The following is a 24387-nucleotide window of genomic DNA, read 5'->3' as shown; positions in this document are numbered from 1 at the left end:
CAGCTCGGGTCTCGTCCCAGACGTCAGCCCCGGGCTCGTCCCAGACGTCAGCCCGGGGCTCGTCCCGGGCGTCAGTCCGGGCCTCGGCCCGGATCTCACCCCGGGAGTCGGCCCGGGTCTCGTCCCAGACGTCAGCCCCGGGCTCGTCCCAGACGTCAGCCCGGGGCTCGTCCCGGGCGTCAGTCCGGGCGTCAGCTCGGGCCTCGGCCCGGATCTCACCCCGGGAGTCGGCCCGGGTCTCGTCCCAGGCGTCAGCCCGGGGCTCGTCCCAGGCGGCAGCCCCGGGCTCGTCCCGGGCGTCGGTCCGGGTCCAGCCCGTGGCGAGTCGGAGTCTCCCCCACGCGGTGTCGTCGAGCGCGGTCAGGCGGTCGGCGTGGGCGCGGGACGGCGGGCGGGCGAGGTCGCCGGGGACGGTGAGGGCGGCCGCGGCCGCCAGGTGTCCGTGGCGCAGGCGGTCGCGGAGCGGCAGCCCGCGCAGCGTGGCGGAGAGGAACCCGGCCGCGAAGGCGTCGCCCGCGCCGACGGCCGCCACGACGTCGACCCGCAGGGCGGGCGCGTGGGCGGTGACGGGCCCGGCGAAGGCGGTGGCGCCGTCCGCCCCCTGCTTGACGACCAGGATCCCGGGGCCGGGCAGCGCGGCGCGGACGGCCTCGGGGCCGACGAGGCCCCACAGCTCGGCGGCCTCGTCCGCGCCGACGAACACGAGGTCCGCGGCGCGCGCGAGGTCGAGCAGCACGGGCCCGGCGGCCCGCTCCCGCCACAGGGCGGGCCGGTGGTTGACGTCGAAGGAGATCAGCGGGCCGCCCGGGGCCGCGGGCGCGGTCAGCGCGCGGACGAGGGCGTGGCAGCCGGCGGAGAGGGCGGGGGTGATCCCGGTCAGATGCAGGACGCGGGCCGCGCGCAGCGCCGCGCGGTCGACGTTGTCCGGGGTCATGGCGGAGGCGGCCGATCCGGCGCGGTAGTAGGCCACCTCGTGGTCGCCGTGCGCGCGGTCGGCCGCGGTGCGGAAGTAGACGCCGGTTTGACGCGCCGGGTCGCGGCGCACGGCGGCGACGTCGACGCCGTGGCGGCCGATCGTGGCGAGGAGGTGGTCGCCGAAGCCGTCGGCGCCGACCCGGCCGACCCAGCGGGTGGAGTGACCGGCCGCGGCGAGGGCACAGACCACATTGGACTCCGCCCCGCCGACCCCGCGCACGAAGGCGGGCGCGTCGGCGAGGCGGCCGGGACGGGTGGGGTGGAAGGTCACCATGGACTCGCCGAGCGCGGCGACGTCGACCCGGGCGGGGCCGGCAGCGGCAACGGCTGCGCCTGCGGCTACGGGACCTGCGGTGGTCACGGTGCTCGGGGCTCCTCGGGGCGGGCGCGGTGGGCGAGGCGGGCGGGTCGAGCGGGGCGGGGCGCGCGAGGTCGAGCGGGGCGAGACGGGCGGCGCGAGCGGGGCGGGCGGACGGAGCCGGTTCGTTGACCCCGTGTCGGGCGAGATGTTAGACAGCGGTGAGCGACATACGCAATGGACGTTGCACAGGACGCAACGTACCTGATCAGGAGGGTCGATGAGGTCCGAAGCGCTTGCCGGGCTGGCCGCGGAGCGGGTCGGTCACCGTTTCAAGGGGCTGCCCCCGGACGCCGAGGGGCTGACCGTCGGGGAACTCACCGCGCAGCGCCGGAACCTGTTCGACGGCGGCTTCACCACGCCCGTTCTCGCCCTGTCCGCCGAGCGCCTGGAGCACAATCTGCGCCTGATGGAGACGTACGCGGTCCGGCACGGCCTCGCGTTCGCCCCGCACGGCAAGACGACCATGGCCCCCCAGCTGTTCGATCGGCAGATCGAGCGCGGCGCGTGGGGCATCACGCTCGCCGTCCCCCACCAGGTGTGGGTGGCGCGGGCGTTCGGCGTGCGGCGGATCTTCCTCGCCAACGAGCTGGTCGACCCGGCGGCGCTGCGCCGGATCGCCGGCGAGCTGGCGGCCGACCCCGGTTTCCGCTTCGTCTGCTACGTCGACTCGGTGCGCGGCGTGGAGCTGATGGACGCGGCTCTCGCGGGGAGCGGGCGCCCGCTGGACGTCGTGATCGAACTCGCCGCGGGCGACGGCGCGCGGACCGGGGTGCGCACGGAGGCGGAGTGCGCGCGGGTCGCGGACGCGGTGGCGGCCGCACGGCACCTGCGGCTGGTCGGCGTGGCGGGCTACGAGGGCGAGGTGCCGGGCGCGGACCCGGAGCGGGTGGGCGCCTGGCTGTCCCGGCTGGTGGCGCTGGCCGCCGGCTTCGACAAGGAGGGCCGGTTCGGGGGCGCGGACGAGATCGTGGTGAGCGCGGGCGGCAGCGCGTGGTTCGACACGGTCGCCGAGGTCTTCGCCGAGATTCCGGAACTGTCCCTCCCCGTGCTCAAGTTGCTGCGCTCGGGCGCGTACGTGTCGCACGACGACGGGCACTACCGCAGGCTGACGCCGTTCAACCGGGTGCCCGGGGAAGGCGCGTTGGAGCCCGCGTTCCGGCTGTGGGCGCAGGTGGTGTCGCGGCCGTCGCCCGAGCAGGCGTTCGCCAACGCGGGCAAGCGCGACGCGGCCCACGACCTGGATCTGCCGGTGGCCCTGGCGGTGCGCCGCGACGGTGTCGAACGCCCCGCGACCGGCGTGTCGGTGGCCCGCCTGTCCGACCAGCACGCGTGGCTCGACACCGGCCCGGAGGCGGACGTCGAGGTCGGCGACTGGGTCGGGCTCGGCCTGTCCCACCCCTGCACGACCTTCGACAAGTGGCAGTTGATCCCGGTGGCCGAGGCCGACGGCACGGTGGTCGACTACATCCGGACGTTCTTCTAGGAGGCCTGCGATGGAGGAGTTGGTCGTCCGGGACGCGGACGTCGTCGACGGCACCGGCGGCGACGCCTACCGCGCGGACGTGGTGGTCGACGGCGGCCGGATCGTCTCGATCGTCAAGGAGGCGGCCGCCGCCGGGTGCCAGCGCCCGAAGGCGCGCCGGGAGCTGGACGCGGAGGGCCTGGTCCTCGCGCCCGGCTTCATCGACATGCACGCCCACTCCGACCTCGCCCTGCTCACCGACCCCGGCCACTGCGCGAAGGCGGCGCAGGGCGTCACCCTGGAGGTGCTGGGCCAGGACGGGCTGTCGTACGCCCCGGTCGACGACCGCACGCTGGCCGAGGTGCGGCGCGCGATCACCGGCTGGAACGGGCCCGGCGACGACGTCGACTTCGACTGGCGCTCGGTCGGCGAGTACCTGGACCGCCTGGACCGCGGGATCGCCGTGAACGCGGCCTATCTGATCCCGCAGGGCACGGTCCGGGCGCTGGTCGTCGGCTGGGCGGACCGGCCCGCCACCGCGCGGGAGCTGGACCGGATGCGGCGGTTGGTCGCGGAGGGGCTCGAACAGGGTGCGATGGGGCTGTCGTCCGGACTCACCTACACGCCCGGGATGTACGCCGAGGACGGTGAACTGACCGCGCTGTGCCGGGTGGTGGCGGAGTACGGCGGCTACTACTGCCCGCACCACCGTTCCTACGGCGCCGGGGCCCTGGAGGCGTACGCGGAGATGATCGCGCTGGCCCGCGAGGCGGGCTGCGCGCTGCATCTGGCCCACGCGACGCTGAACTTCGGCGTGAACGAGGGCCGGGCGCCCGAGCTGCTGGCGCTGCTGGACCAGGCGCTGGACGCCGGGGCGGACCTCAGCTTCGACACCTACCCGTACACCCCCGGCTCGACCACGCTGGCGGCGCTGCTGCCCGGCTGGGCGGGCGCGGGCGGCCCCGCGGAGGTCCTGGCCCGGCTGGGCGACGAGGCGACCGCCGAGCGGATCCGGTACGACCTGGAGGTCACCGGCGCGGACGGCTGCCACGGGGTCCCGGTGGACTGGGACACGGTGGAGATCTCCGGGGTGGGCGACCCGGCGCTCGCGGAGTACGTCGGCCGTACGGTCCAGGAGTCCGCGGACCGGCTCGGCGAGGCCCCGTGGACCACGGCCCGGCGGCTGCTGCTCGCCGACCGGCTCGGCCCGACGGTGCTCCAGCACGTCGGCCACGAGGAGAACGTCCGCGCGATCATGCGGCACCGGGTGCACACGGGCGGCTCCGACGGCATCCTGCGCGGCGCCAAGCCGCATCCGCGGGCGTACGGCACCTTCCCGCACTATCTCGGGCGCTACGCAAGGGAGTTGGGAGTGCTGCCGCTGGAGGAGTGCGTCGCGCATCTCACCGGCCGGCCGGCCGCGCGGCTGCGGCTGCCGGACCGGGGGCTGGTGCGCGAGGGGTACCGGGCGGACCTGGTGCTGTTCGATCCGGCTTCGGTCGCGGCGGGGGCCACCTTCGAGCAGCCGCGGGCGCTGCCGACGGGCATCCCGCACGTCCTGATCGACGGCCGGTTCGTGATCGAGGACGGGCACCGCACGGACGTACTGGCCGGACGGGCGGTCCGCCGTACCCCGGTGTGACGGGCCCGCGCGCGGTCACCACCCCGTGGCGCCACGGCCGTGTCCCGACGGCCGTCGCGCTGCTACCGGGGACGGGTCACGGCTTGGGCAGGGTGCAGCCCGAGGCGCTCAGGTTCAGCACGTTGCCCGTGGTGAAGCAGGCGGGGATGAGGTAGGTCTCCTCGGCGTAGTTGATGCCCTCGCGCACGGTGACGTTGCCGTTCTCGTCGACCTCGCACGGGTTGTCCTCCGTGCAGCGCTCGCCGTCCTCGTTGCCCGTGTTGTTGACGGCGACCACCAGGCCGGTGGAGGTGTCGATCACCGGGGAGCCCGAGGTGCCGCCGATGGTGTTGCAGGCGGAGGTGTAGCGGACCGAGTCCTTCCAGGTCCAGTCGCCCTCCTTCAGCCGGTACACGAACCCGTCGATGGCGCAGGTGTACGTGGTCTTCCAGTAGCCGGACACCACCTTGATGGCGGCACCGGCGGTCGGGTGCGTGGCGCTGAGGGTGAGCGCGCTGATGCCGTAGGAGCTCTTGATCGCCGCGTACGTCGTGGTGGTGCGGTAGATCGTGACGTCCGTGTCGGTCATGGTCGAGTACACGACCCGGTTGGCGCGGAGCGTGGCGACCTTGCTGCCGGAGGAGTTCAGCAGCCCGAACGTGCGGCTGGAGGACTGGTTGGTGATGACCTCGCCGGCCGCCGGGAAGCCGGTCTCCAGGCAGTGGCCGTTGGTCATGACGAGCGCCGGGTCGCTGTCCGCCGAACCGGCGAACCGGATGACGGAGCCGGAGCAGTTGCTGAGCGAGACGGTGCCCGCGTAGGTGACGGTCACCGCGGCGGGCGCCTGGGGAGCGGCGACCGCGGGTGCCACGCCCGCCCCGGTGACGACCAGGGTGCCGAGCACGGCGAGAAGAGGCTTCTTCATGTGGGGGTCCCCTCTTCGGACGGGAACGGCCGGAGATCTTCCGGCCGAGCCTTGTTTTGTCATGGACATTCTGAGGCCGGAGAGAGGGTCCGACAAGAAGCCCTGTGAGCCGGGCCTTTGAACGCGCGGGCACGGCGAAGAGCCCCCGCCCCGGAGGAGGGGGCGAGGGCTCAGGAAGCCACGCGGACTGCGGCCGTGTCCCCGGCCGGACGCCTGGTCGTGTCCCTAGCGCTGCGACCGCACTAGCCGCGCCCGTGACCGTGCCCGTGGCCGTGGGTCGGGTAGCTGACGCTCGGCGTGGGGGTCGTCGCGGAGGCGGACGCGGTCGTCGGCGAGGGCGAGACGGACGCCGGCGGGGCGGACGTCCGGCCGGCCGACGCCGTCGCGGCGGCGGGCGTGCTCGTCGCCGTCACCGAGGGGGCCGCGGCGGAGGCGCCCGCCGTGGTGGTCGCGCTCAACGGCAGCGCGCTCTCGCTCACGGCCGCGGAGGACGCGGACGCCGTCGCCGACGAGGCCGCGTCGCCCGGCGCGGAGTCGTCGGCGCTCGCGCCGCCCCGCCCCGCCGTGCCCTGGGAGCCGTCGGGCGAGGACGACCCGGAGAAGGTGAGCCCCGCGATGACGGCGGCCAGCGACAGGGCGCCCACCGCGCCGACGGCCGTCGCGACCCGGCGCGAGCCCGACCGGTTCGACTTCTTCAGGGCCCGCCGGCGCCCCGCCCGTCCCCCGTCGTCCGCACCGGCGGTCGGGGCGCCGGGACCCGGCGGCGCGAGGTCGGCGACCCGGGGCAGTTCGCGCGTCTCGTCGTACGCGTTCTGCCAGCCGTGCGCCGCCGCGGGGTCGGCGTACGCGTCGTACTCCGGGGCGTCGACGAGCCCCGGATGGTAGACGTTCGGCACCGCGCCGGGCAGGTCACCCGTGCGGCCCTCGCCCTGGACACCGAAGGCGTCCGTGGCATCGTTGGCGGCATTCACGCCGTGCGCCCCGTTTCCGTAGTGGGATGCCTGGACATGGCCGGGGAATTCTAGATACCACCCGGTCCGGCGGAACACGGAGGGCGGCAATCACCCGCGGCACGCCGTCTCACGTGGCGGAAAACACGGGCCAAACGCCGTTACCGGGCCGTAAGCTCCCAGTCATGCAGGTGATCCAGTCGACGAAGCTCGCCAACGTCTGTTACGAGATCCGGGGCCCGGTGCTCGAGGAGGCGATGCGGCTGGAGGCTGCCGGTCACCGCATCCTCAAGCTGAACACGGGCAACCCGGCGGCGTTCGGCTTCGAGTGCCCGCCGGAGATCCTGGAGGACATCCTCCGCAACGTCTCCACGGCGCACGGCTACGGCGACGCCAAGGGCCTGCTCGCCGCCCGCCGCGCGGTGGTGATGCACAACCAGACCCTCGGCATCGAGACCGACGTCGAGCACGTCTTCATCGGCAACGGCGTCTCCGAGCTGATCGTGATGGCGATGCAGGGCCTGCTGGACGACGGCGACGAGGTCCTGGTCCCCGCGCCCGACTACCCGCTGTGGACCGCCGCCGTGTCGCTCTCCGGCGGCACCGCCGTGCACTACCGGTGCGACGAGCAGTCCGACTGGATGCCCGACCTCGCCGACATCGAGCGCAAGGTCAGCGACCGCACCAAGGCGATCGTCATCATCAACCCGAACAACCCCACGGGCGCGGTGTACGACGAGGCGATGCTGAAGGGGATCACCGACATCGCCCGCCGGCACAACCTGCTGGTCTGCTCGGACGAGATCTACGACAAGATCCTCTACGACGGCACCACGCACACCCCCACCGCGAAGATCGCCCCCGATCTGCTCACCCTCACCTTCAACGGCATGTCGAAGGCGTACCGGGTGGCCGGCTACCGGGTGGGGTGGATGTCCATCTCCGGCCCGCGGGCGCACGCCGACTCCTACATCGAGGGCCTGACGATCCTGGCGAACATGCGCCTGTGCGCCAACATGCCGGGCCAGCACGGCGTGGTCGCCGCGCTCAGCGGCCGCCAGACCATCAACGACCTGGTGCTGCCGGGCGGGCGGCTGCGCGAGCAGCGGGACGTCGCGCACGAGCTGCTCACCCAGATCCCGGGCGTGACCTGCGTGAAGCCGAAGGGCGCGCTGTACCTCTTCCCGCGCCTGGACCCCAAGGTCTTCAAGATCAAGGACGACCGGCAGATGGTCCTCGACCTGCTGCGCAGCGAGAAGATCATGGTGGTGCAGGGCACCGGCTTCAACTGGCCGGAGCCGGACCACTTCCGGGTGGTCACCCTGCCCTCGGTGGACGACCTGCGGGACGCGGTCACCCGGATCGGCACGTTCCTGGACGGCTACGGACAGCCGTAGGCCGCCGGCCGCGGACCGGACCGCCACCACAACGGCCGCGGACCGGCACGCTTCCCGCCCCGTCCGCTCACCACACGCGGTCGGCCGGACGAGTTCTGTCATCGCCACAACTTTAGACGAAATCTAAGCTAGGATGGCTTCTGCCACTGCACAGGAGGCCATCCATGTACGAACCGATCCGCACCAAGTCGGTCCACACGACGATGGCCCGCGCCACCTCCGACTTCCCCCACCGGTCGCGCGAGGAGGAGCTGGACATCCAGCTCGCGGGTCATCTCGCCGCGCTGCTGGCCGTCACCGACGAGCTGCGCACGCTGACCCCGTCCACCGACCTCGACACCGCGGCCGAGCGGCTCGCCACCCAGGTGGCGCGGCTGCGCGGCGGACGTCCCCCGCTGCGCGCGACGGCGACCTCCGCCGCGGCGCCCACGGTGCTGCACCGCAGGGCGCACGCCCTCGCGGGGCGCGCCCTGGTCGTCGCGGCCTCCCGGGCCGACACCGCGGCGGCGATCCTCGCCGCCGAACGGATGGACGCCCACGCCGCCGCGGAGGAGTTGAGCGCGGCCCACTGACCCCCCGCGGGGTCCCCCATCGGCCCCGGTCCGCGTGCACCCGCAGCGACGCGCGGACCGGGCGCCATGACCTCCCGCCCCGGCCCGGTGAGGGTCCAGGTCGCCCGCTCGCCGGAAGGCCCGGCTCCGGTTGCATACCGGGAACGCCTGGACACCCCCCGTTCACCCGTCCCGACCGGGAATGTCTGATTCCGAGAGCACGCTCCGGGACGTGAGACGCATAGCGGGAATCGTCCTCGCGGTGCTGCTGATCGGTGGCGTGGTGGCCGCCGTCGTCACGGGCCGGAACAACGGGGACACGAGCACGGCAACGAAGACCGTGCGCGCAGTGATCGGGTCGGAGAAGGCCGAGTTCTTCGCCGATCCCGACGTGGTGAAGGCCCTCGCCGCCAAGGGCTACACCGTCAAGGCCGAGACCTCCGGGTCCTGGGCCATGGAGGGTCTCGACCTCAAGGGGTACGACCTCGCCTTCCCGTCCAGCCAGGCGCCCGCCGACGCGCTGGCCGCGAAGTACCACGCCCGGGAACCGCTCCCGCGGCCCTTCTACTCGCCGCTGGTCGTGGTCGCCCACCGCAGCGCGGCCGCCGTGCTCGCGGCGAACGGACTGGCCACGCTCGACGGCAAGGGCCGCGGCATCCTGCGGATGAGCGCCTATCTCGACGCGGTGCGGCACGACCGCACCTGGCAGCAGCTCAAGGGGGCGTCCGCGCACGGCGAGTTGAGCGGCACCCTGTACATCGCCAGCACCGACCCGGAGACCTCCAACTCCGGCGCCCTGTATCTCGCGGCCGCCTCCTACGTGGCGAACGGCGGCAAGGTGGCGGCGGGCCAGGCCGACATCGACCGCACGGCGCCGCTGATGCGCAAGCTGATCAGCGTCCAGGGCGCCCAGCAGTCCAGCTCCGACGGCCCGTTCCGGGACTTCGTCAGCGGCGCCGGCAACCCGCTGGTGCTCGTGTACGAGTCCCAGGTCGCGACCCTGCTGACACAGCAGCACGGCGCCGACGACCTGGTGGTGCTCTACCCGGACACCACCGTCAACAGCGACCACACCGTGGTCCCGCTGACCGACACCGGGCGCGCGCTCGGCGAACTGCTCAGCACCGACCCGGCCTTGCGCAGGCTCGCCGTGAAGCACGGATTCCGGCCGCAGGGGGACGCCGCCGAGTTCACGGCGGCCACGGCCGACCGCGCCACGTATCTGAACCAGAAGCTCACCGGTGTCCGGCAGGCGCCCGTGCCCACCTCCACGGTGCTGCACGAGATGGCGCGCCGGGCGCGCGGACAATAGGGGGAACGCACATGACCGTCAACAGCAGCGCCGGCGAAGGCGAGTTCACGCTCACACCGCCCGAGGCCGTCGCCCCGGTGCCCCGGGAGAAGGCCGGCGGGCTGGTCCCCGTCGACGAGAGCGTCCGCGCCGACATGGCCCGCAAGGCCGCCGCCTACGTGGGGGAGCTGGCCTCCCTCGACGCCCGCTCGCCCCAGTTCGCCGGCAAGGTCGGCGAGATCACCGCCCTCGGCGCCGGGGAGATGCGCAGCGCCACCGCCCAGTCCAACCGGATGCTGGAGCGCGCGGTGCGCAGCCTGCCCGACAAGGGCGGCGACGCGCAGTCCAAGGTCGCGGGCTCGCTGGTGGAGCTGCGCCGGGTGGTCGAGGACCTCGACCCGCGCGACCTGCCCGCCGCCAAGGGCCGCAGGTTCCTCTCCCGGCTGCCCGGCGGCAACCGGCTGCGCGACCACCTCGCCAAGTACGCCAGCGCGCAGTCCACCCTGAACACCATCGTCGGCTCGCTCCGCGGCGGCCAGGACGAACTGCGCCGCGACAACGCCGCGTTGCAGACCGAACGGGTCCGCCTGTGGGAGAACATGGGCAAGCTCCAGGAGTACGTCGTGCTCACCCAGGCCCTCGATGCGGCCGTCGAGGAGCACATCGCGGGCGTGGCCGGCGAGGACCCGGCCCAGGCCGACACGCTCCGCGCCGACATCCTCTTCCCGGTCCGGCAGAAGCACCAGGACCTGCTCACCCAGCTCGCGGTCTGCGCCCAGGGCTACCTCGCGATGGACGTCGTACGGCGCAACAACGACGAGCTGATCAAGGGCGTCGACCGGGCGGCCACCACGACGGTGTCGGCGCTGCGCATCTCCGTGATGCTGGCCTCCGCCCTCGACCACCAGAAGAAGGTCGTCGACCAGGTCAACGCGTTGCGCGGCACCACCGAGGACCTCATCCGCGGCAACGCCGAGATGCTCGCCACGCAGAGCGGCGAGATCCAGCGCATCGCGGCCGATCCGGCGGTCGGCGCGGAGACCCTGCGCTCGGCGTTCCAGCAGATCTACCGCACCCTCGACACGATCGACACCTACAAGGTGCAGGCGACCGAGGCGATGGCCGCCACGGTCGAGTCGCTGACCGCGGAACTGCAGGGCGCCGGGGCCTATTTGGAGCGCAGCCGGGCACAGGGCGCGCTGGACGGGGGGCTCGCATGAGATCCCCGCGCACCCTCGCCGCGGTCCTCGTGGCGACCGCCCTGCTCGGCGCCTGCTCCGGCGGCGGCCACCAGGACAGCACGTCGAACGCCCCCGAACCCGGCACCCTGCGCGTCCTCGCCTCCAGCGAACTCAGCGACATGACCGCCGTGTTCGACCGGGTCCACAAGGACACCGGCATCCGCATCCGGCCCACCTACATGGGCACCCTCGACGCCGTCGACCTGCTCGCCAAGGGCAAGGCGGACGGGAAGTACGACGCGCTGTGGCTGTCGTCGGACGCCTATCTGCGGCTGCGCCCCGAGGCGGCGAAGCGGGTGGAGTCGGAGACGTCCGTGATGTCCAGCCCGGTCGCCATCGGCGTGCGCACGGCCACCGTCCGCGCCCTCGGCTGGAACCCGGACCAGGTCACCTGGTCCCAGGTCGAACAGGCCGTGCAGGACGGCAGGCTGACCTACGGCATGACCGACCCGGCCCGCTCCAACTCCGGCTTCGCCACGCTGATCTCGGTCGCCTCGGCGCTGTCCGGCGCGCAGTCCGCGCTCACCGACGCCGACGTGACGAAGGCGACGCCGAAGCTGAAGGAGTTCTTCAAGGGGCAGAAGCTGACCTCGGGCTCCTCGGGCTGGCTCGCCACCGCCTACAAGCGGCGCGGCGACATCGACGCCCTGCTCAACTACGAGTCGGTCCTCAAGGGCATCCCCGGCCTCACCGTGATCCGCCCCCGGGACGGCGTCGTCACCGCCGACTACCCGCTGTCCTCGCTCACCGCGAGCGACGCCCGCACCCGCGAGGACGTCCGCAAGGTCACCGACGACCTGCGCACCGACGCCGTACAGAAGCTGATCACCGACACCACCCACCGGCGGCCCGTCGTCGCCTCGGTCGCGCCCGCGCCCGGCCTCGACACCGGCAGGCGGCGCGAACTGCCCTTCCCCGGCAGCCGGTCCGTGGCCGACGGGCTGCTCGACTCCTACGAGAACACGCTGCGCCGCCCCTCCCGCACGGTGTACGTCCTCGACACCTCCGGCTCCATGGAGGGCGACCGGCTGTCCCGGCTGAAGTCGGCGCTGACCGGTCTCACCGCCGACTTCCGGGACCGGGAGGAGGTCACGCTGATGCCGTTCGGGTCGAAGGTGAAGAGCGTGCGGACCCATGTCGTCGACCCGGCACGGCCGCGCGACGGGCTCGACGCGATCCGCAAGGACACCCGCGCGCTCAGCGCCGACGGCGGCACCGCGATCTACACCTCGCTGGAGCAGGCCTACGGCCAACTGGGCGTGGACGGGGACAGGTTCACGTCGATCGTGCTGATGACCGACGGCGAGAACACCGCGGGCGCCAAGGCCGGCGACTTCGACGACTTCTACCGACGGCTGGTCGGCTCCCAGCGGAACATCCCCGTCTTCCCCATCGTCTTCGGCGACTCCGACCGCTCGGAGCTCCAGCACATCGCCGACCTGACCGGCGGCCGCCTCTTCGACGCGCAGCAGGGCTCGCTGGACGGCGCCTTCGAGGAGATCCGTGGCTACCAGTAGGAAGAGCGAGCGGCCGGGCCGGGGACTGCTCGGCCGGCTGGAGTCCCGCAAGAACATCGCGGGCAGCGCCTGCGGGCTGGTCGGCCTGGTGCTGACCTTCACCGGAGTGGCGGGGCCGTACTGGCCCGTCGTGGTGGCCGGACTCTACGGCGCGGGCGCGCTGATCGCCCCGCCGGAGCGCCCGCCGCTGCCCGACTTCCCCGATCCCTCCGCCCAACTGGAGGAACTGCGGGAGGACTTCGAGCGGCTGCGCGGCTATCTGCGGGAGGTCGGGCTGCCGCCCGTCGCGGCGGCCGGTGCCGAGCGGCTCGACGAGGTGCTGGCCGCGCTGCTCGACCCGGGCTGGGCGGCCGAACTCCTCGCCCAGGACCCGGAGAGCCTGCATGTGCTCGCCCGGACCGTGCGGCGGGACGTCCCGGAGGCCGTGGACACCTTCAACCGGACCCGCTGGTGGACCCGGCTCGCCCCGGGCCAGCAGCCGCCCGAACACCACCTGGAACGCCAGCTGGCGCTGCTGCACGAGGAGTTGCTGCGGACCGCCGACGCGCTGCGCGAGACCGAGGCGCGCCGCCAGGAGTCCCACACGCGCTATCTGGAGGACCGGGGCCAGGCCGGCTGACCCGCCCGCCCCCGCCCGTCCCGGGTCAGCCGCCCGCGACGGCCGCGACCAGGATGACGATCACGAGGAGCGCCAGCAGCACGGCCACCGCGATCTGCGGTGGGCCGAAGGCCGGCTTCGGCGGGTTGGGCGGGACCGGGGGCACGCCCGCGGGCACCGGCGGGTTGAACACGTCGTGCCCGGTGGTGGTGGCCCGCGCGCACCACGGGCAGGCGTTCAGATGGGAGCCGTAGACGTGCAGCGGGCGGGTGGCGCAGCGCTTGACCTGCCGGCGTTCCTTGTCGAGGGCGCGCAGCCACGCCTCGGCCGACGGCCGGAACTCGGGGTCGTGCACCCCGATGCCGAAGGCGCTGCGGGCCAGCACCAGCAGCTCGGGCGGCAGCACCGACGGATCGAGCGTGCTGCGCGGCACGGTGACCAGCTCGGGCCGCACCACGTAGGAGACGCTGGAGACGATGTTGTCCTTGACCCCCGACTGGGAGACGCTGTCGCGGGCGACACCGCCGAAGGGATGGTTGCCCGCGGTCAGCAGCTGGTAGACCAGCACGGCGAGCGCGAAGTCGTCGCTGGCCGCGGTGGCCGGTCCGCCCGCCTGCCGCTCGGGCGCGGAGTAGTCGGTGGTGTGCATCAGGCAGGGGAAGACCTCACCGCTCTTCTCGTCGGTGAAGGCGATGGAGTCGCAGTCGAGGAACGTGACGAAGCCGTTGGCGTCCACGACGACGTTGTTGCTGGAGAAGTCGCCGATAACCAGCTTCTCGTGGTGCATCCGCGCCGTCATGAAGGCGAGGTTCCAGCCGACCCCGAGCAGGAACCGCCAGTCGGCCCGGTCGGGGAACCGCTTCAGCCGCTGCGACCGGGTGAACAGGCCCACCAGCTGCACGTGCTGGGGCTCGCCGAAGCGGCGCATCGCGTAACCGATGAACTTTCCCTGGCTGTTGCGGGCGATGGCGGTGGGCCAGGCCAGTTCGGGCGGCTGCGCGCTGTCCAGGGGACGGCCGCCCAGCGGTGACATGGTGCGCATCCGGGTCAGCCGCCGCTCCTGGTCGGGTCCCGGCATGTCGTGGTAGAGCTTCACCACCACCTGCTGGTCGCCCCGGACCGCGTACACGGCGGCCTGTCCGCCGCTCTTGAGGGGCGGCTCGACCAGGACGACGGCCCTGCCGTCCAGGAAGACCGTGCGGTCGGTCATGAACGCCCCCTGCGCACGGCCCGCAGCAGTGTCTTGTCGTCGGCGTTGAGCGCGGTCAGCCGGTCCGATCTGAGCAGCGCCGCGAGCGCGTCGTGTGCGTTGTCGGTGACCGGCCCCGGAGCGTCGAGGGAGCGCAGCACGGCCTCCACGAAGGCCGTGTGCGGGATCGTCCCGCCGCCCGGCCCGCGGCTCAGCGCGGCCTGGGCGAGGCCGTCCGTCGACAGCAGCACCCCGTCCACGCCGGGGTCCTTGACGCAGCTGTCGTAGACCCAGTCGGGCGCGTCGTTCGAGGTGAGGAAGACGGTCTCGTTGCTGTACTCGCTGACGGCCGCGGGCTGCGGCAGCAGGTGGTACTGGCGTACGCCGTCCTCGGTGCCGGCCCGCAGTACGACGAAGCCGTCCCCGACGCTGACCTGGCCGATCCACTCCGGGGCGAGCACCACGACCGTGAGGGTCGTCGCGAAGTCCGGCGCGTCGGCCCCCGTGTGCTCGCGGAAGGCCTGCCGGACCTCGAGGAAGGTCTCCCTGAGCGCGTCCCGGACCTTCGCCCCGGGCAGGGCGGCCAGGGCGCCGGCCCGGCGCCCGAAGTGGTCCATGGCCAGCCGGACGGCGAACTTCGACCCCTCGTCGGACCGGGGCCTGCTGCCCGCGCCGTCGGCGACGGCCAGCACGGTCACCGGGCCCACGACGCGGTGCTCGCACGCGTCCTGGCAGGGCACGCCCGAGCGCCGGTGGCGGTAGCCCTCGACGCTCACCCCGTGGACCCGCCACGGCGTGTCCCGGTCCTGCGAACCGTTCACCGCTCCCCCTCCGGACCGCTCACCGCTCCCCCTCCGGACCGCTCACCGCTTTTCCTCCGGACCGTTCACCGCTTCCCCTCCGGACCGCTCACCGCTTCCCCCGCATGTCAGCTCTCCCAGGCCGGGCGCTGCGTCTTGAACTGGCTGAAGATCTTCTCGAACACCTCGTCGCCCGCGCCCTTCTGCTCGGCGTTGGCGCTGGCCGACATCATCTGGAGCAGCTCGCGGAACGGGAAGCCCTGGATGCGCGCGTTGAACTTCGGCGCGAAGTTGCGCAGCACCTGCTCGCCCAGCTCCGTGATGCCGCCGACGCCGATCGCGTAGAGCCGGAAGCGGCGGTTGCGCTGCTCCTCCTCCAGGACCGGGATCAGCCGCCGCCAGGTCTCGGTGAAGTGCCCGGTGGCGTCGGTCGGCAGTCCGTCGGTGACCAGGCAGATCTGCGGCCGGTAGTACTGCAGCCCGCTCGCCCTCAGCTCGGCCTTGCGGGCGGCGATGATCCGCATCGACAGCTCCAGCGCCTCCGTCATCAACGTGACCCCGGAGGCCGCGAGTTGCGGGGCCTGGAACATGTGGGCGGGCACGAAGGGGCTCACCCCGGCGCGCGCGTCGAGGAGTTGGGGTCCGCGCCAGGAGCAGACGCCGAACCGGCCGCCGAAGGTGACCACCGCGACCTCGACGCTGTAGCTGAGGGAGACGTCCTCCTGGAGCTCGCGGGTCCATTCGGCCAGCGCGGTGTTGAGGGTCTGGATCGGTGCGCCCGCCATGGAACTGGAGATGTCGAGGCAGAGCACCAGCGGCAGCCGCTGGGCGTTGTTCTCGAACTCGATGTCGGCGTACTCCGCCGGCATCGTGGGCGGGTATTCGCTGGACATGGTGATCTCCTGACGAGCCGCTGATGCTCAGTGGTGGTGGACCCGTTCACCGGGCGCCCGTGACGGGCTGTTGCTCGGAGGGGAAGGCGTAGAAGACGTCGTCGTCCTGGTCGTGCGGTTCGGTGAGGTCGATGACGCCGCCGGGCGGGGGCGGCGGCTGGCTCGGGTCCGCCCACACCGCCCGGTACAGCACGCGGTCGACCTCGACGTAGCCCTGCGGGTGCAGCTCGGTGCGCACGACGGCCGTGGTGGACGGGGAGCGCCGCGGGCCGACGGCGCGGCCGGGGCTGCGCGGGGGCTCCTTGGGGCGGGGGCGCACGACCGCCGTCGGCTCGTCGCCGCCCCGGGCGGGCATGGCGGCCGTGCGGGCCGCGGCCGGGCCGCCACCGGCACCGGCACCGGCGAAGGCGTGCCGGGAGTGCGGGAGGGCGCCGCCGGTGCGGCGGATGAGGAACACCAGCACGCCGAGGACGATCACCAGCAGGGCGATCACGGAGATCAGGATCCCGCTGGTGGAGCCCGAACCGGAGTCCTCGGCCCGGCCCCCGGCGCTGCCGCCCGCCTTGTTCTGCGCGGTCTTCGTCGCCGCGGGGTGGGAGGCGGAGGCGGACGGGACGGTGATCACCTGCCGGTCGAGCGCCTCGGCCACGCCGTCCTGGACGAGGTCGGCGCCCTCGGCCGTGGTCCGGCCGGCGGTCGCGGCGAACGGCTTGCAGTCGATGGCCTTCGTCCCGCAGATCCCGTCGTGGGTCAGCCGGGTCACGGTGTCGGCGGACAGCAGCTCGATCCGGGCCTTGTCGGCCACGAACCGGTTTCCGGCCAGCAGCAGCAGTACGGTGCCGCCCTGGCCGGTGCGTACCCCGGACGGCACCTGGACCATGAGGTCGCTCCGGCGCTGCACGACGGCCTTCTCCGCCTCGCTGTCCGGCTCCTTGTAGTCCAGCGGCTTCCTGAGGGTCACCGTGACCGGCGTCCCGCCGTACGCCGAGCAGCTCACCAGCTCCGTGAACGCCTGGCCGCAGTCGACCGACGCGGTCCCCGAGGCCGCCACCGCCGTCGACGCGCCCCACATCACCGGCAGCGCGCCGAAAGCGAGCAGCAGGAACGAAAGGAACGGTCGCCTCATAAGACCCCCCGTGGCCGAAACCGCACGCGCCCATAGTGGCGGTAACAGGGGCAGTCTGTAAGGGTTTTGCAAGGAACGATCAAATCCGACTTACAACTCGAACACCTCACGACACCTGGTGAACATCTGCCGCGCCCGTTCCGCCCAGTCGGTCACGAGATCGTCGAACTCGGTCTGTGTCAGGCGGCAGTTGAGCGGAAGGTCGCAGACCCCGGCCAGACAGGGGCTGGGGCCGCGCACGTCCCAGACCGACAGCATCGGATAGAGCTGCTCCGTGTTCCACGCGTTGGCCGCCGCCGCGGCGACCGCGAGCTGGTCCTGGCGCAGCGCCCGGCCGTCGGTGAAAAACGCGACGAGGAGCCGTTTCGTCGTCATGAAACGCACGGTGAGCAGCCGCCCCGTCTCCCGCACGTCGAGCAGCAGGGAGACCGAGTCGGTGTTCGCGTCGGTCTCGGTGGGGTGGTGCTCGCGCTCCCCCCACGTGTGGACCAACTGCCGCCAGCGGGCGCCGATCTCCTGCCCGGCGTACGGTTCAGCGACCGCCACGTGCCACCGCCTCGGAGACCATCGCGTCGGTCAGGCCCGCGTCCAGCAGCGCCTGTGCGTGCAGGCGCAGGCAGGACGGCACGGAGAGGCTGGTGCCGGGCGCGCGGCGGCGGCGGTCGGCGAGGTCGCCGGCGCGCCTGGTGATGCTGCGGGCGACGGTCTCCGGCGGCCAGACCGCCGTCGGCGGCTCCTCACCGAGCAACGCGCGCAGCAGAACGGCGAGTTCGGGCCGCTCCTCCGGGCGCCGGGCCAGGCAGTGGGAGACGGTCCCGCGCAGGGTGTCGGGCACCCCGGTCAGGTCGGGGGTGCCGTGCACGATCCGGTAGGAGACCTGGTCGCCGCCGCCGAACGGCGGGCGCCCGGTCAGCGCGTACGTCAGCACACCGCCGAGGGAGAACACGTCGCTGGGCGGCCCGACCGGCTGCCCCCGCATCTGCTCGGGGGACATGAACGGCGGGGTGCCCATCACGACGCCGTGCCGGGTGAGTCCGGGCACGCCGTCGACCCGGGAGATGCCGAAGTCGATGACCCGCGGCCCGTCGGCCGCCAGCAGCACGTTGGCGGGCTTCAGGTCGCGGTGCACGACCCCGGCGGAGTGGATCGCCTGGAGCGCCTCGACCAGTCCGGCGCCGAGGCTGCGCACCTGCGCCTCGGCGAGCGGGCCGTCGCCGCTCACGGCCTCCGACAGCGGCGGTCCCGGCACGTAGAGCGTTGCCAGCCAGGGCAGTTCGGCGTCCGGGTCGGCGTCGACGACCGGCGCGGTGTAGGCGCCGCTGACCGCGCGCGCGGCGGCGACCTCGCGGGCGAAGCGCGCCCGGAACTCGCGTTCGGCGGCCAGTTCGGGCCGGACCACCTTCACCGCGACCTCGCGGCCCGCGGGCGACCGGCCGAGATAGACCCACCCCATCCCGCCGGAGCCCAGCCGCCCGACGATCCGGTACGGCCCCACCCGCAACGGATCACTGACCGGTGTGCGCACCCCGCTCACCTCTTTCACGGGTTCGTTCAAGGATGTCCCGAGTGTCCCCCGAAATGGGCGACGGCAAAGAGGCGATGCGGGAATTGGGGGTGGCGGATTGTGGCTCCGGCGCCTCCGTGCCCTGCGGGGTGCCCTGCGGGCGGCATGTTCGAGGGTGCGGGGGGTTGCCGTGCGGGCGGGAAGGCCGGGGGCCGCGGTGGGGGTGGCGCCCGGTGGCCGGGTGCGGGGCCGTCGTGGCTGGTCGCGCAGTTCCCCGCGCCCCTTTCGGGGGCCGCCGTGCGGGAGGTGCACGGTGGTCGGGTGCGGGTGCGTCGTGGCTGGTCGCGCAGTTCCCCGCGCCCCCTTCGGGGCGCTGACCCCGGCGTTGCTTCGGTGGTGGGGCATGGCGGGGCCCGCCGTCGTGGTCTCCGTCGGGGCGGACGGAGGGTGGACGGCGGGCCCATGGCCTCGCACGCCGTTGTGCGGGGCTCGCCGGTCTCACCGCGGCCGGCCCGTGACGATCACTGGTCAGGGCGCGTCGGCCGGCCGCGGAGTCGTGGTGCGGGCGTCAGCCCAGGCGCTCGACCAGCGCGTGGTACTGGTCCCACAGCTCCTTCGGGGTGTGCTCGCCGAAGGTCTTGAGGTGGTCCGGCACCAGCGAGGCCTCCTCGCGCCAGATCTCCTTGTCGACGGTGAGCAGGAAGTCGAGGTCCGACTCGGGCAGTTCGAGCCCGGCGGTGTCGAGGGAGTCCCTGGTCGGCAGGATGCCGATCGGGGACTCGACGCCCTCGGCACGGCCGTCGAGACGGTCGACTATCCACTTCAGGACGCGGCTGTTCTCGCCGAAGCCGGGCCACACGAACGCGCCTTCGTCGTTCTTGCGGAACCAGTTGACGTAGTAGATCTTCGGCAGCTTCGCCTGGTCCTTGTCCTTGGCCACGTCGATCCAGTGGGCCATGTAGTCGCCCATGTTGTAGCCGCAGAACGGCAGCATGGCGAAGGGGTCGCGGCGCAGTTCGCCGACCTTGCCCTCGGCGGCGGCGGTCTTCTCGGAGGCCACGTTGGCGCCGAGGAAGACGCCGTGGTTCCAGTCGAAGGACTCCGTCACCAGCGGCACCGCGGTGGCGCGGCGGCCGCCGAAGAGGATCGCGGAGATCGGCACGCCCTTGGGGTCCTCCCACTCGGGCGCGATGATCGGGCACTGGTCGGCGGGGACGGTGAAGCGGGCGTTGGGGTGGGCGGCGGGCTCCGCGGAGTCCGGCGTCCAGTCCCGGCCCTTCCAGTCGGTGAGGTGGGCCGGGGTCTCCTCCGTCATGCCCTCCCACCAGATGTCGTTGTCGTCGGTGAGCGCGACGTTGGTGAAGACGGAGTTGCCCCACAGCGTCTTCATCGCGTTGGCGTTGGTGTGCTCACCGGTGCCGGGCGCGACGCCGAAGAAGCCGGCCTCGGGGTTGATGGCGTAGAGCCGCCCGTCCTCGCCGAAGCGCATCCAGGCGATGTCGTCGCCGATCGTCTCGACCGTCCAGCCGGAGATCGTCGGCTCCAGCATGGCGAGGTTGGTCTTGCCGCAGGCGCTCGGGAAGGCGGCGGCGACGTACTTGGACTCGCCGTGCGGCGGGGTCAGCTTCAGCACCAGCATGTGCTCCGCGAGCCAGCCCTCGTCGCGGGCCATGACGGAGGCGATGCGCAGGGCGTAGCACTTCTTGCCGAGCAGGGCGTTGCCGCCGTAGCCGGAGCCGTAGGACCAGATCTCGCGGCTCTCGGGGAAGTGCGAGATGTACTTGGTGCTGTTGCACGGCCACGGCACGTCCTGCTCGCCGGGCTGGAGCGGGGCGCCCAGGGTGTGCACGGCCTTGACGAAGAACCCGTCGGTGCCGAGCTCGTCGAGGACGGGCTGTCCCATGCGGGTCATGGTGCGCATGGACGCGGCGACGTAGGCGGAGTCGGTGATCTCGACGCCGATCGCGGAGAGCTCGGAGCCGAGCGGACCCATGCAGAACGGGACGACGTACATCGTGCGGCCGCGCATGGAGCCGCGGAAGATGCCGTTCTCACCCGTGAAGATCTCGCGCATCTCGCCGGGCGCCATCCAGTGGTTGGTGGGCCCCGCGTCCTGCTCCTGCTCGGAGCAGATGTAGGTCCGGTCCTCGACCCGGGCGACATCGGTCGGGTCGGAGGCGGCGTAGTAGGAGTTCGGGCGCTTGATCGGGTCGAGTTTCTTGAAGGTGCCCTTCGCGACGAGCTCCCCGCACAGGCGCTCGTACTCGGCCTCGGATCCGTCGCACCAGACCACGTTGTCCGGCTGCGTGATGTCGACGATCTCGTTGACCCACGAGATCAGTTCCTGGTGCTGGGTGGGGACGACGGTGGGAGCCGCGATGTCGCGCGCCACGATTGCTCCTAAATGAGGGATTTTGGGTTGGAGGCCCCGTGGGGGCTGCGACCCGGACGCCCGCCAGACGGATGCCTGGCGCTCATCCGGTGCCGACCGCACTCATTTGATCCTGCGATGCGTCCGCCCATCTGTCCAGAGGGCCTCACAGGTGAGCGGCGTGATGAAGACCACGGTTTCGGCGTTTCTTTGCGTGCACGTTTGGTTCAGCTGAAGGACTTTTTGCGTTGCGGCCTGATCAAGATCGATCGCGCCGTGATCGGGACATGACCGCCGTGAGACGATGGCCACTCTTGGTCCCCGCGTGGGACCACCCTGATCCGCAACTTACGGTTCCGTAGGTACGATGCCCCGCATGACTGCGCACGTCCCCGAAGCAGCCAAGGGCCAGGACGCCGGCGACGGTTCCGCGCCGCCCTCCCTGCCGCAACAGATCAAGCAGCAGGCCCAGGAGCTCGTCGAGCCGGTCAAGCCGAGACTGCGCGGCTGGCTGCACCTCGGCATGTTCCCGGCCGTCCTGGTGGCGGGCCTGGTCCTCACCGCCCTGGCGGACTCCACCCGCGGCCGTATCGCCTGCGGGGTCTACATCCTGACGGCGTGCCTGCTGTTCGGGGTGAGCGCCCTGTACCACCGGGGCAACTGGAGCCCGCGCATGGACGGCATCCTGCGCCGGCTGGATCACGCCAACATCTTCCTGATCATCGCGGGCACCTACACACCGCTGACGATCCTGCTCCTCGGCGGGAGCAAGCGTCAGTGGCTGCTGTGGGGCATCTGGGCCGCCGCGGCGGCCGGCATCGCCTTCCGGGTGTTCTGGGTCGGCGCCCCGCGCTGGCTCTACACCCCCTGCTACATCGCGATGGGCTGGGCCGCGGTCTTCTTCCTGCCGGACTTCATGCGCACCGGCGGCATCGCGGTCCTGGTGCTGGTGATCGTCGGCGGTCTGCTCTACAGCGCGGGCGGCGTGATCTACGGCATCAAGCGCCCGAACCCCTCGCCGCGCTGGTTCGGCTTCCACGAGGTGTTCCACTCGCTGACGCTCGCCGCCTTCGTCGTGCACTACGTCGGCATCTCGCTGGTCGCCTACCAGCACGGCTGACCCTCCGGCCGGCGCACGCCCAGCCCTCCCAGCCCTCCCAGCTCTCCCAGCGGTCACGGCCTCCCGGTCGTGGCCGCTTTCGCATGTCCGGCACCGCCCCCGCCGCCGCTTTCTGCCGCCTTGCTAGAGAGCCACTCGCATTCTATTGACAGCACACCTCTTTTGACAGCTACTCTCATTTCATGGTTGCTCTCACTCAGAACGTGCAGACGCAGCGCGATCCGCGCCGCTGGTGGGCCCTCGGGGCCCTGGTCGCGAGCATGCTGGCGCTCGGCTTCGACATCACGATCCTCAACGTGGCGCTGCCGACCATGGCGGACCAGCTCGGCGCCTCGATCAGCCAGCAGCAGTGGATGGCGGACTCGTACACCGTCGTCTTCGCCGCGCTGATGCTCCCCGCGGGCCTGCTCGGCGACCGCTTCGGCCGGCGCCGGATGCTCATCACCGGCCTCGCGGTGTTCTTCGCCGGCTCCCTGGTCGGCACCCTGGCCGACGACGTGAACTGGGTCATCGCCGCACGTGCCGTCATGGGCGTGGGCGGGGCGCTGGTGATGCCGCTCGCGCTGTCGGTGCTGCCCTCGCTGTTCGGGCCCGACGAGCGCACCAAGGCGGTCGGCATCATCTCGGCGTCGTCGGCGATGGGCCTGCCCCTCGGCCCGATCATCGGCGGCTGGCTGCTCGACCACTTCTGGTGGGGCTCGGTCTTCCTGATCAACCTGCCGATGGCCGCGATCGGCGTCGTGGCCTGCGTCTTCCTGCTGCCCGAGACCCGCGACCCGTCCTCCCCCAAGGTCGACGTCGTCTCCACCGCGCTCACCGCGGCCGGCCTCGGCTCGCTGATCTACGCCATCATCGAGGCCCCCGACCGCGGCTGGGGCGACCCGCTGGTCCTCGCCCTGTTCGCCGTCTCCGCCGTACTGCTGACGCTGCTGGTGCTGCGCGAGCGCCGCTCCGCGCGCCCCATGCTCGACATGAAGCTGCTCGCCGACCGCGGCTTCCTGCTGAACACCGTGGCCGCGACGCTGGTCATGTTCACCATGTCCGGGCTGCTGTTCGTGCTCCCGCAGTACCTCCAGGCGGTCCTCGGTCACGACGCCTTCGGCACCGGCCTCAGGCTGCTGCCGATGATGGGCGGCCTGCTGGTCGCCGCGAAGGGCGCGCCGCCGGTGGTGACCCGCTTCGGCTCACGGGCCGTGGTCTGCGCCGGGCTCGTCGTGCTCGCCTTCGCGGCGGTCCTCGGCAGCCGTACGACGGCGGACTCGGGCTACGGCTTCACCGCGCTGTGGCTGTCGATCGCGGGGCTCGGCTTCGGCTTCTCCGTGGTCCCGGCGATGGACGGCGCGCTCGCCGCCCTGCCCGCCGACCGGGCCGGCAGCGGCTCCGGACTGCTGATGACCCTGCGCCAGGTCGGCAGCGCGATCGGCATCGCCCTGCTCGGCTCCCTGCTGGCGAGCACCTTCCGCGACCGGCTGGACGTCACCGGGCTGCCCGCCCGGCTCGCGGACACCGCCGGGGACTCCGTGGTCGCCGCGCACATCGTGGCCCGGACGGTCGGCTCCGCCCATCTCGCCGCCTCGGCGAACAGCGCCTATGTGCACGGCATGGGCCTGATCCTGCTGGTCTGCGGGGTCGCCTCGGTGGCCGCCGCCCTGCTCGCGGCGGTGTTCCTGCCGAACACGCCGGTCGCGGAGCGGCCCGAGGGCGCCGGATCGCGCGGCTACGACGGGGACGGCCTCCCCGCCGGACACGCACCGGTCTCCCCCGGCTCGGACGCCTCGGACGGCTCGGACAGCTCGGAACCGGCCATGGCCGCCCCCGAGGCGGATGACCGACAATGACCACCATGACGGAACGCACCACCACCCCCGCCGACCGCCCCGCCCTGGGTCTGCGCGAGCGCAAGAAGATCAAGACCCGCGAGGCGATCCGCACCGCGACCTACGGGCTGATCGGCGAGCAGGGGTACGACGCCACGACGATCGAGCAGATCGCGGAGCGCGCCGAGGTGTCACCGTCGACGGTCTTCCGGTACTTCCCCACCAAGGAGGACATCGTCCTCACCGACGAGTACGACCCGCTGATCATGGAGGAGCTCCGGTCCCGGCCCGCCGACGAGCCGTGGCCGGACTCCCTCCGGTACGTGATGCACCGGGCCACCCAGCTGGGCGCGGACGAGGACCCCGAGGTCTCCCGGCTGCGGACCCGGCTGATGGTCGAGGTGCCGGCGGTCCGCTCGCGGATGATGCAGAGCATGTCCTCCACCGGGCGGATGCTCTGCCAGGCCATCGCCGAGCGCACCGGCCGCGACCCGGAGGGCCTGGAAGTGCGGGTCTACGCCATGTCGTTGATCGGCGGCCTGATGGAGACCTCCCTGTACTGGGCGGAGAACGGACACCGGGAGGACTTCCAGGCCCTCCTCGACCGCACCCTGGACGTCCTCCAGCACGGCCTCGGCACCGAAAAGAACTGAGGCCGTGCCCGTCGGCCGTGCCATG

At 72.6% G+C, this 24387-nt stretch carries 20 protein-coding genes and 1 pseudogene; 11 read left to right on the top strand and 10 right to left on the bottom strand.

The genetic code is table 11. The features are described 5' to 3' along the window. Positions 1 to 286 precede the first annotated feature (286 nt). Positions 287 to 1336, bottom strand: a pseudogene (locus tag WN71_RS42880) (sugar kinase); the annotation flags it as partial. A gap of 217 nt (positions 1337 to 1553) precedes the next feature. On the opposite strand from WN71_RS42880, the gene WN71_RS25425 reads away from it, so the two are divergent. Both WN71_RS25425 and WN71_RS25420 read left to right on the top strand, forming a co-directional pair. After that, complete coding sequence (locus tag WN71_RS25425) at positions 1554 to 2819, top strand: amino acid deaminase (RefSeq protein WP_046590096.1); 1266 nt, start codon at positions 1554 to 1556, stop codon at positions 2817 to 2819. A gap of 10 nt (positions 2820 to 2829) precedes the next feature. Beyond that, the gene (locus WN71_RS25420; RefSeq protein ID WP_046590095.1) at positions 2830 to 4440 is read left to right on the top strand and encodes an N-acyl-D-amino-acid deacylase family protein; all 1611 of its coding nucleotides are present in this window, start codon (positions 2830 to 2832) and stop codon (positions 4438 to 4440) included. Positions 4441 to 4516: 76 nt separating this feature from the next. On the opposite strand, the gene WN71_RS25415 is transcribed toward WN71_RS25420, so the two are convergent. Together WN71_RS25415 and WN71_RS25410 are read right to left on the bottom strand one after the other, a co-directional pair. Continuing rightward, complete coding sequence (locus WN71_RS25415; RefSeq protein ID WP_046590094.1) at positions 4517 to 5344, bottom strand: S1 family peptidase; 828 nt, start codon at positions 5342 to 5344, stop codon at positions 4517 to 4519. A gap of 242 nt (positions 5345 to 5586) precedes the next feature. After that, complete coding sequence (locus WN71_RS25410; RefSeq protein WP_052743153.1) at positions 5587 to 6315, bottom strand: hypothetical protein; 729 nt, start codon at positions 6313 to 6315, stop codon at positions 5587 to 5589. A gap of 164 nt (positions 6316 to 6479) precedes the next feature. Between WN71_RS25410 and WN71_RS25405 the strand changes: the two genes are divergently transcribed. The 6 genes from WN71_RS25405 (at position 6480) to WN71_RS25380 (ending at position 12910) form a co-directional block, all read left to right on the top strand. Beyond that, complete coding sequence (locus tag WN71_RS25405) at positions 6480 to 7691, top strand: pyridoxal phosphate-dependent aminotransferase (protein WP_046590093.1); 1212 nt, start codon at positions 6480 to 6482, stop codon at positions 7689 to 7691. 164 nt (positions 7692 to 7855) lie between these two features. Next, positions 7856 to 8263 (top strand): SCO4983 family protein, encoded by a 408-nt coding sequence (locus tag WN71_RS25400; RefSeq protein WP_046590092.1) that lies wholly within the window; start codon positions 7856 to 7858, stop codon positions 8261 to 8263. A gap of 211 nt (positions 8264 to 8474) precedes the next feature. After that, positions 8475 to 9554: a substrate-binding domain-containing protein gene (locus WN71_RS25395; RefSeq protein ID WP_046590091.1), complete on the top strand. Its 1080-nt coding sequence runs from the start codon at positions 8475 to 8477 to the stop codon at positions 9552 to 9554. Between the two features lie 11 nt (positions 9555 to 9565). Further along, complete coding sequence (locus WN71_RS25390) at positions 9566 to 10753, top strand: toxic anion resistance protein (RefSeq protein WP_046590090.1); 1188 nt, start codon at positions 9566 to 9568, stop codon at positions 10751 to 10753. Continuing rightward, positions 10750 to 12291, top strand: coding sequence for a substrate-binding and vWA domain-containing protein (locus WN71_RS25385; RefSeq protein ID WP_046590088.1), 1542 nt, complete (start codon positions 10750 to 10752; stop codon positions 12289 to 12291). The genes WN71_RS25390 and WN71_RS25385 overlap by 4 nt, the downstream gene beginning before the upstream one ends. Next, positions 12278 to 12910, top strand: coding sequence for a hypothetical protein (locus WN71_RS25380; RefSeq protein ID WP_240529754.1), 633 nt, complete (start codon positions 12278 to 12280; stop codon positions 12908 to 12910). The genes WN71_RS25385 and WN71_RS25380 overlap by 14 nt, the downstream gene beginning before the upstream one ends. Positions 12911 to 12935: 25 nt before the next feature. Here WN71_RS25380 and WN71_RS25375 read toward each other — a convergent pair whose 3' ends face one another. The 7 genes from WN71_RS25375 to WN71_RS25345 form a co-directional block, all read right to left on the bottom strand. Continuing rightward, positions 12936 to 14099, bottom strand: a complete 1164-nt coding sequence (locus WN71_RS25375) for a hypothetical protein (protein WP_046590087.1) — start codon at positions 14097 to 14099, stop codon at positions 12936 to 12938. Beyond that, a complete protein-coding gene (locus WN71_RS25370; RefSeq protein ID WP_046590086.1) occupies positions 14096 to 14899 on the bottom strand; it encodes a PP2C family serine/threonine-protein phosphatase in 804 nt (267 codons plus the stop codon). The genes WN71_RS25375 and WN71_RS25370 overlap by 4 nt, the downstream gene beginning before the upstream one ends. Before the next feature lie 107 nt (positions 14900 to 15006). Next, complete coding sequence (locus tag WN71_RS25365) at positions 15007 to 15771, bottom strand: vWA domain-containing protein (protein WP_046590085.1); 765 nt, start codon at positions 15769 to 15771, stop codon at positions 15007 to 15009. 46 nt (positions 15772 to 15817) lie between these two features. Then, complete coding sequence (locus WN71_RS25360) at positions 15818 to 16897, bottom strand: hypothetical protein (protein WP_046590084.1); 1080 nt, start codon at positions 16895 to 16897, stop codon at positions 15818 to 15820. A gap of 90 nt (positions 16898 to 16987) precedes the next feature. Further along, a complete protein-coding gene (locus WN71_RS25355; protein ID WP_046590082.1) occupies positions 16988 to 17443 on the bottom strand; it encodes a hypothetical protein in 456 nt (151 codons plus the stop codon). Then, the gene (locus tag WN71_RS25350; protein WP_240529753.1) at positions 17430 to 18452 is read right to left on the bottom strand and encodes a serine/threonine-protein kinase; all 1023 of its coding nucleotides are present in this window, start codon (positions 18450 to 18452) and stop codon (positions 17430 to 17432) included. Before WN71_RS25350 ends, WN71_RS25355 begins: the two co-directional genes overlap by 14 nt. A gap of 517 nt (positions 18453 to 18969) precedes the next feature. Further along, positions 18970 to 20793, bottom strand: a complete 1824-nt coding sequence (locus WN71_RS25345) for a phosphoenolpyruvate carboxykinase (GTP) (RefSeq protein ID WP_046590079.1) — start codon at positions 20791 to 20793, stop codon at positions 18970 to 18972. A 355-nt stretch (positions 20794 to 21148) separates the two neighbouring features. Between WN71_RS25345 and trhA the strand changes: the two genes are divergently transcribed. The 3 genes from trhA (at position 21149) to WN71_RS25330 (ending at position 24362) form a co-directional block, all read left to right on the top strand. Next, positions 21149 to 21892, top strand: coding sequence for a PAQR family membrane homeostasis protein TrhA (trhA, locus tag WN71_RS25340; RefSeq protein WP_079178092.1), 744 nt, complete (start codon positions 21149 to 21151; stop codon positions 21890 to 21892). A 182-nt stretch (positions 21893 to 22074) separates the two neighbouring features. After that, positions 22075 to 23730 (top strand): MFS transporter, encoded by a 1656-nt coding sequence (locus WN71_RS25335; RefSeq protein WP_046590077.1) that lies wholly within the window; start codon positions 22075 to 22077, stop codon positions 23728 to 23730. Then, a complete protein-coding gene (locus WN71_RS25330) occupies positions 23727 to 24362 on the top strand; it encodes a TetR/AcrR family transcriptional regulator (protein ID WP_046590074.1) in 636 nt (211 codons plus the stop codon). Before WN71_RS25335 ends, WN71_RS25330 begins: the two co-directional genes overlap by 4 nt. The last annotated feature ends 25 nt before the right edge of the window (positions 24363 to 24387 follow it).

Source organism: Streptomyces mangrovisoli (assembly GCF_000974985.2).
In the GTDB taxonomy this organism is placed as follows: Bacteria; Actinomycetota; Actinomycetes; order Streptomycetales; family Streptomycetaceae; genus Streptomyces; species Streptomyces mangrovisoli.
The sequence above is the reverse complement of the archived record's forward strand: the minus strand, read 5'-3'. Positions and strand labels throughout refer to the sequence as shown.

Bases quoted from the DNA above. Each gene is read 5' to 3' on its own strand.
- trhA (WP_079178092.1), top strand. From the start codon at position 21,149: ATGACTGCGCACGTCCCCGAAGCAGCCAAGGGCCAGGACGCCGGCGAC.
- WN71_RS25390 (WP_046590090.1), top strand. From the start codon at position 9,566: ATGACCGTCAACAGCAGCGCCGGCGAAGGCGAGTTCACGCTCACACCG.
- WN71_RS25365 (WP_046590085.1), bottom strand. From the start codon at position 15,771: ATGTCCAGCGAATACCCGCCCACGATGCCGGCGGAGTACGCCGACATC.
- WN71_RS25425 (WP_046590096.1), top strand. From the start codon at position 1,554: ATGAGGTCCGAAGCGCTTGCCGGGCTGGCCGCGGAGCGGGTCGGTCAC.
- WN71_RS25330 (WP_046590074.1), top strand. From the start codon at position 23,727: ATGACCACCATGACGGAACGCACCACCACCCCCGCCGACCGCCCCGCC.
- WN71_RS25405 (WP_046590093.1), top strand. From the start codon at position 6,480: ATGCAGGTGATCCAGTCGACGAAGCTCGCCAACGTCTGTTACGAGATC.
- WN71_RS25400 (WP_046590092.1), top strand. From the start codon at position 7,856: ATGTACGAACCGATCCGCACCAAGTCGGTCCACACGACGATGGCCCGC.
- WN71_RS25335 (WP_046590077.1), top strand. From the start codon at position 22,075: ATGGTTGCTCTCACTCAGAACGTGCAGACGCAGCGCGATCCGCGCCGC.
- WN71_RS25420 (WP_046590095.1), top strand. From the start codon at position 2,830: ATGGAGGAGTTGGTCGTCCGGGACGCGGACGTCGTCGACGGCACCGGC.
- WN71_RS25375 (WP_046590087.1), bottom strand. From the start codon at position 14,099: ATGACCGACCGCACGGTCTTCCTGGACGGCAGGGCCGTCGTCCTGGTC.
- WN71_RS25415 (WP_046590094.1), bottom strand. From the start codon at position 5,344: ATGAAGAAGCCTCTTCTCGCCGTGCTCGGCACCCTGGTCGTCACCGGG.
- WN71_RS25385 (WP_046590088.1), top strand. From the start codon at position 10,750: ATGAGATCCCCGCGCACCCTCGCCGCGGTCCTCGTGGCGACCGCCCTG.
- WN71_RS25360 (WP_046590084.1), bottom strand. From the start codon at position 16,897: ATGAGGCGACCGTTCCTTTCGTTCCTGCTGCTCGCTTTCGGCGCGCTG.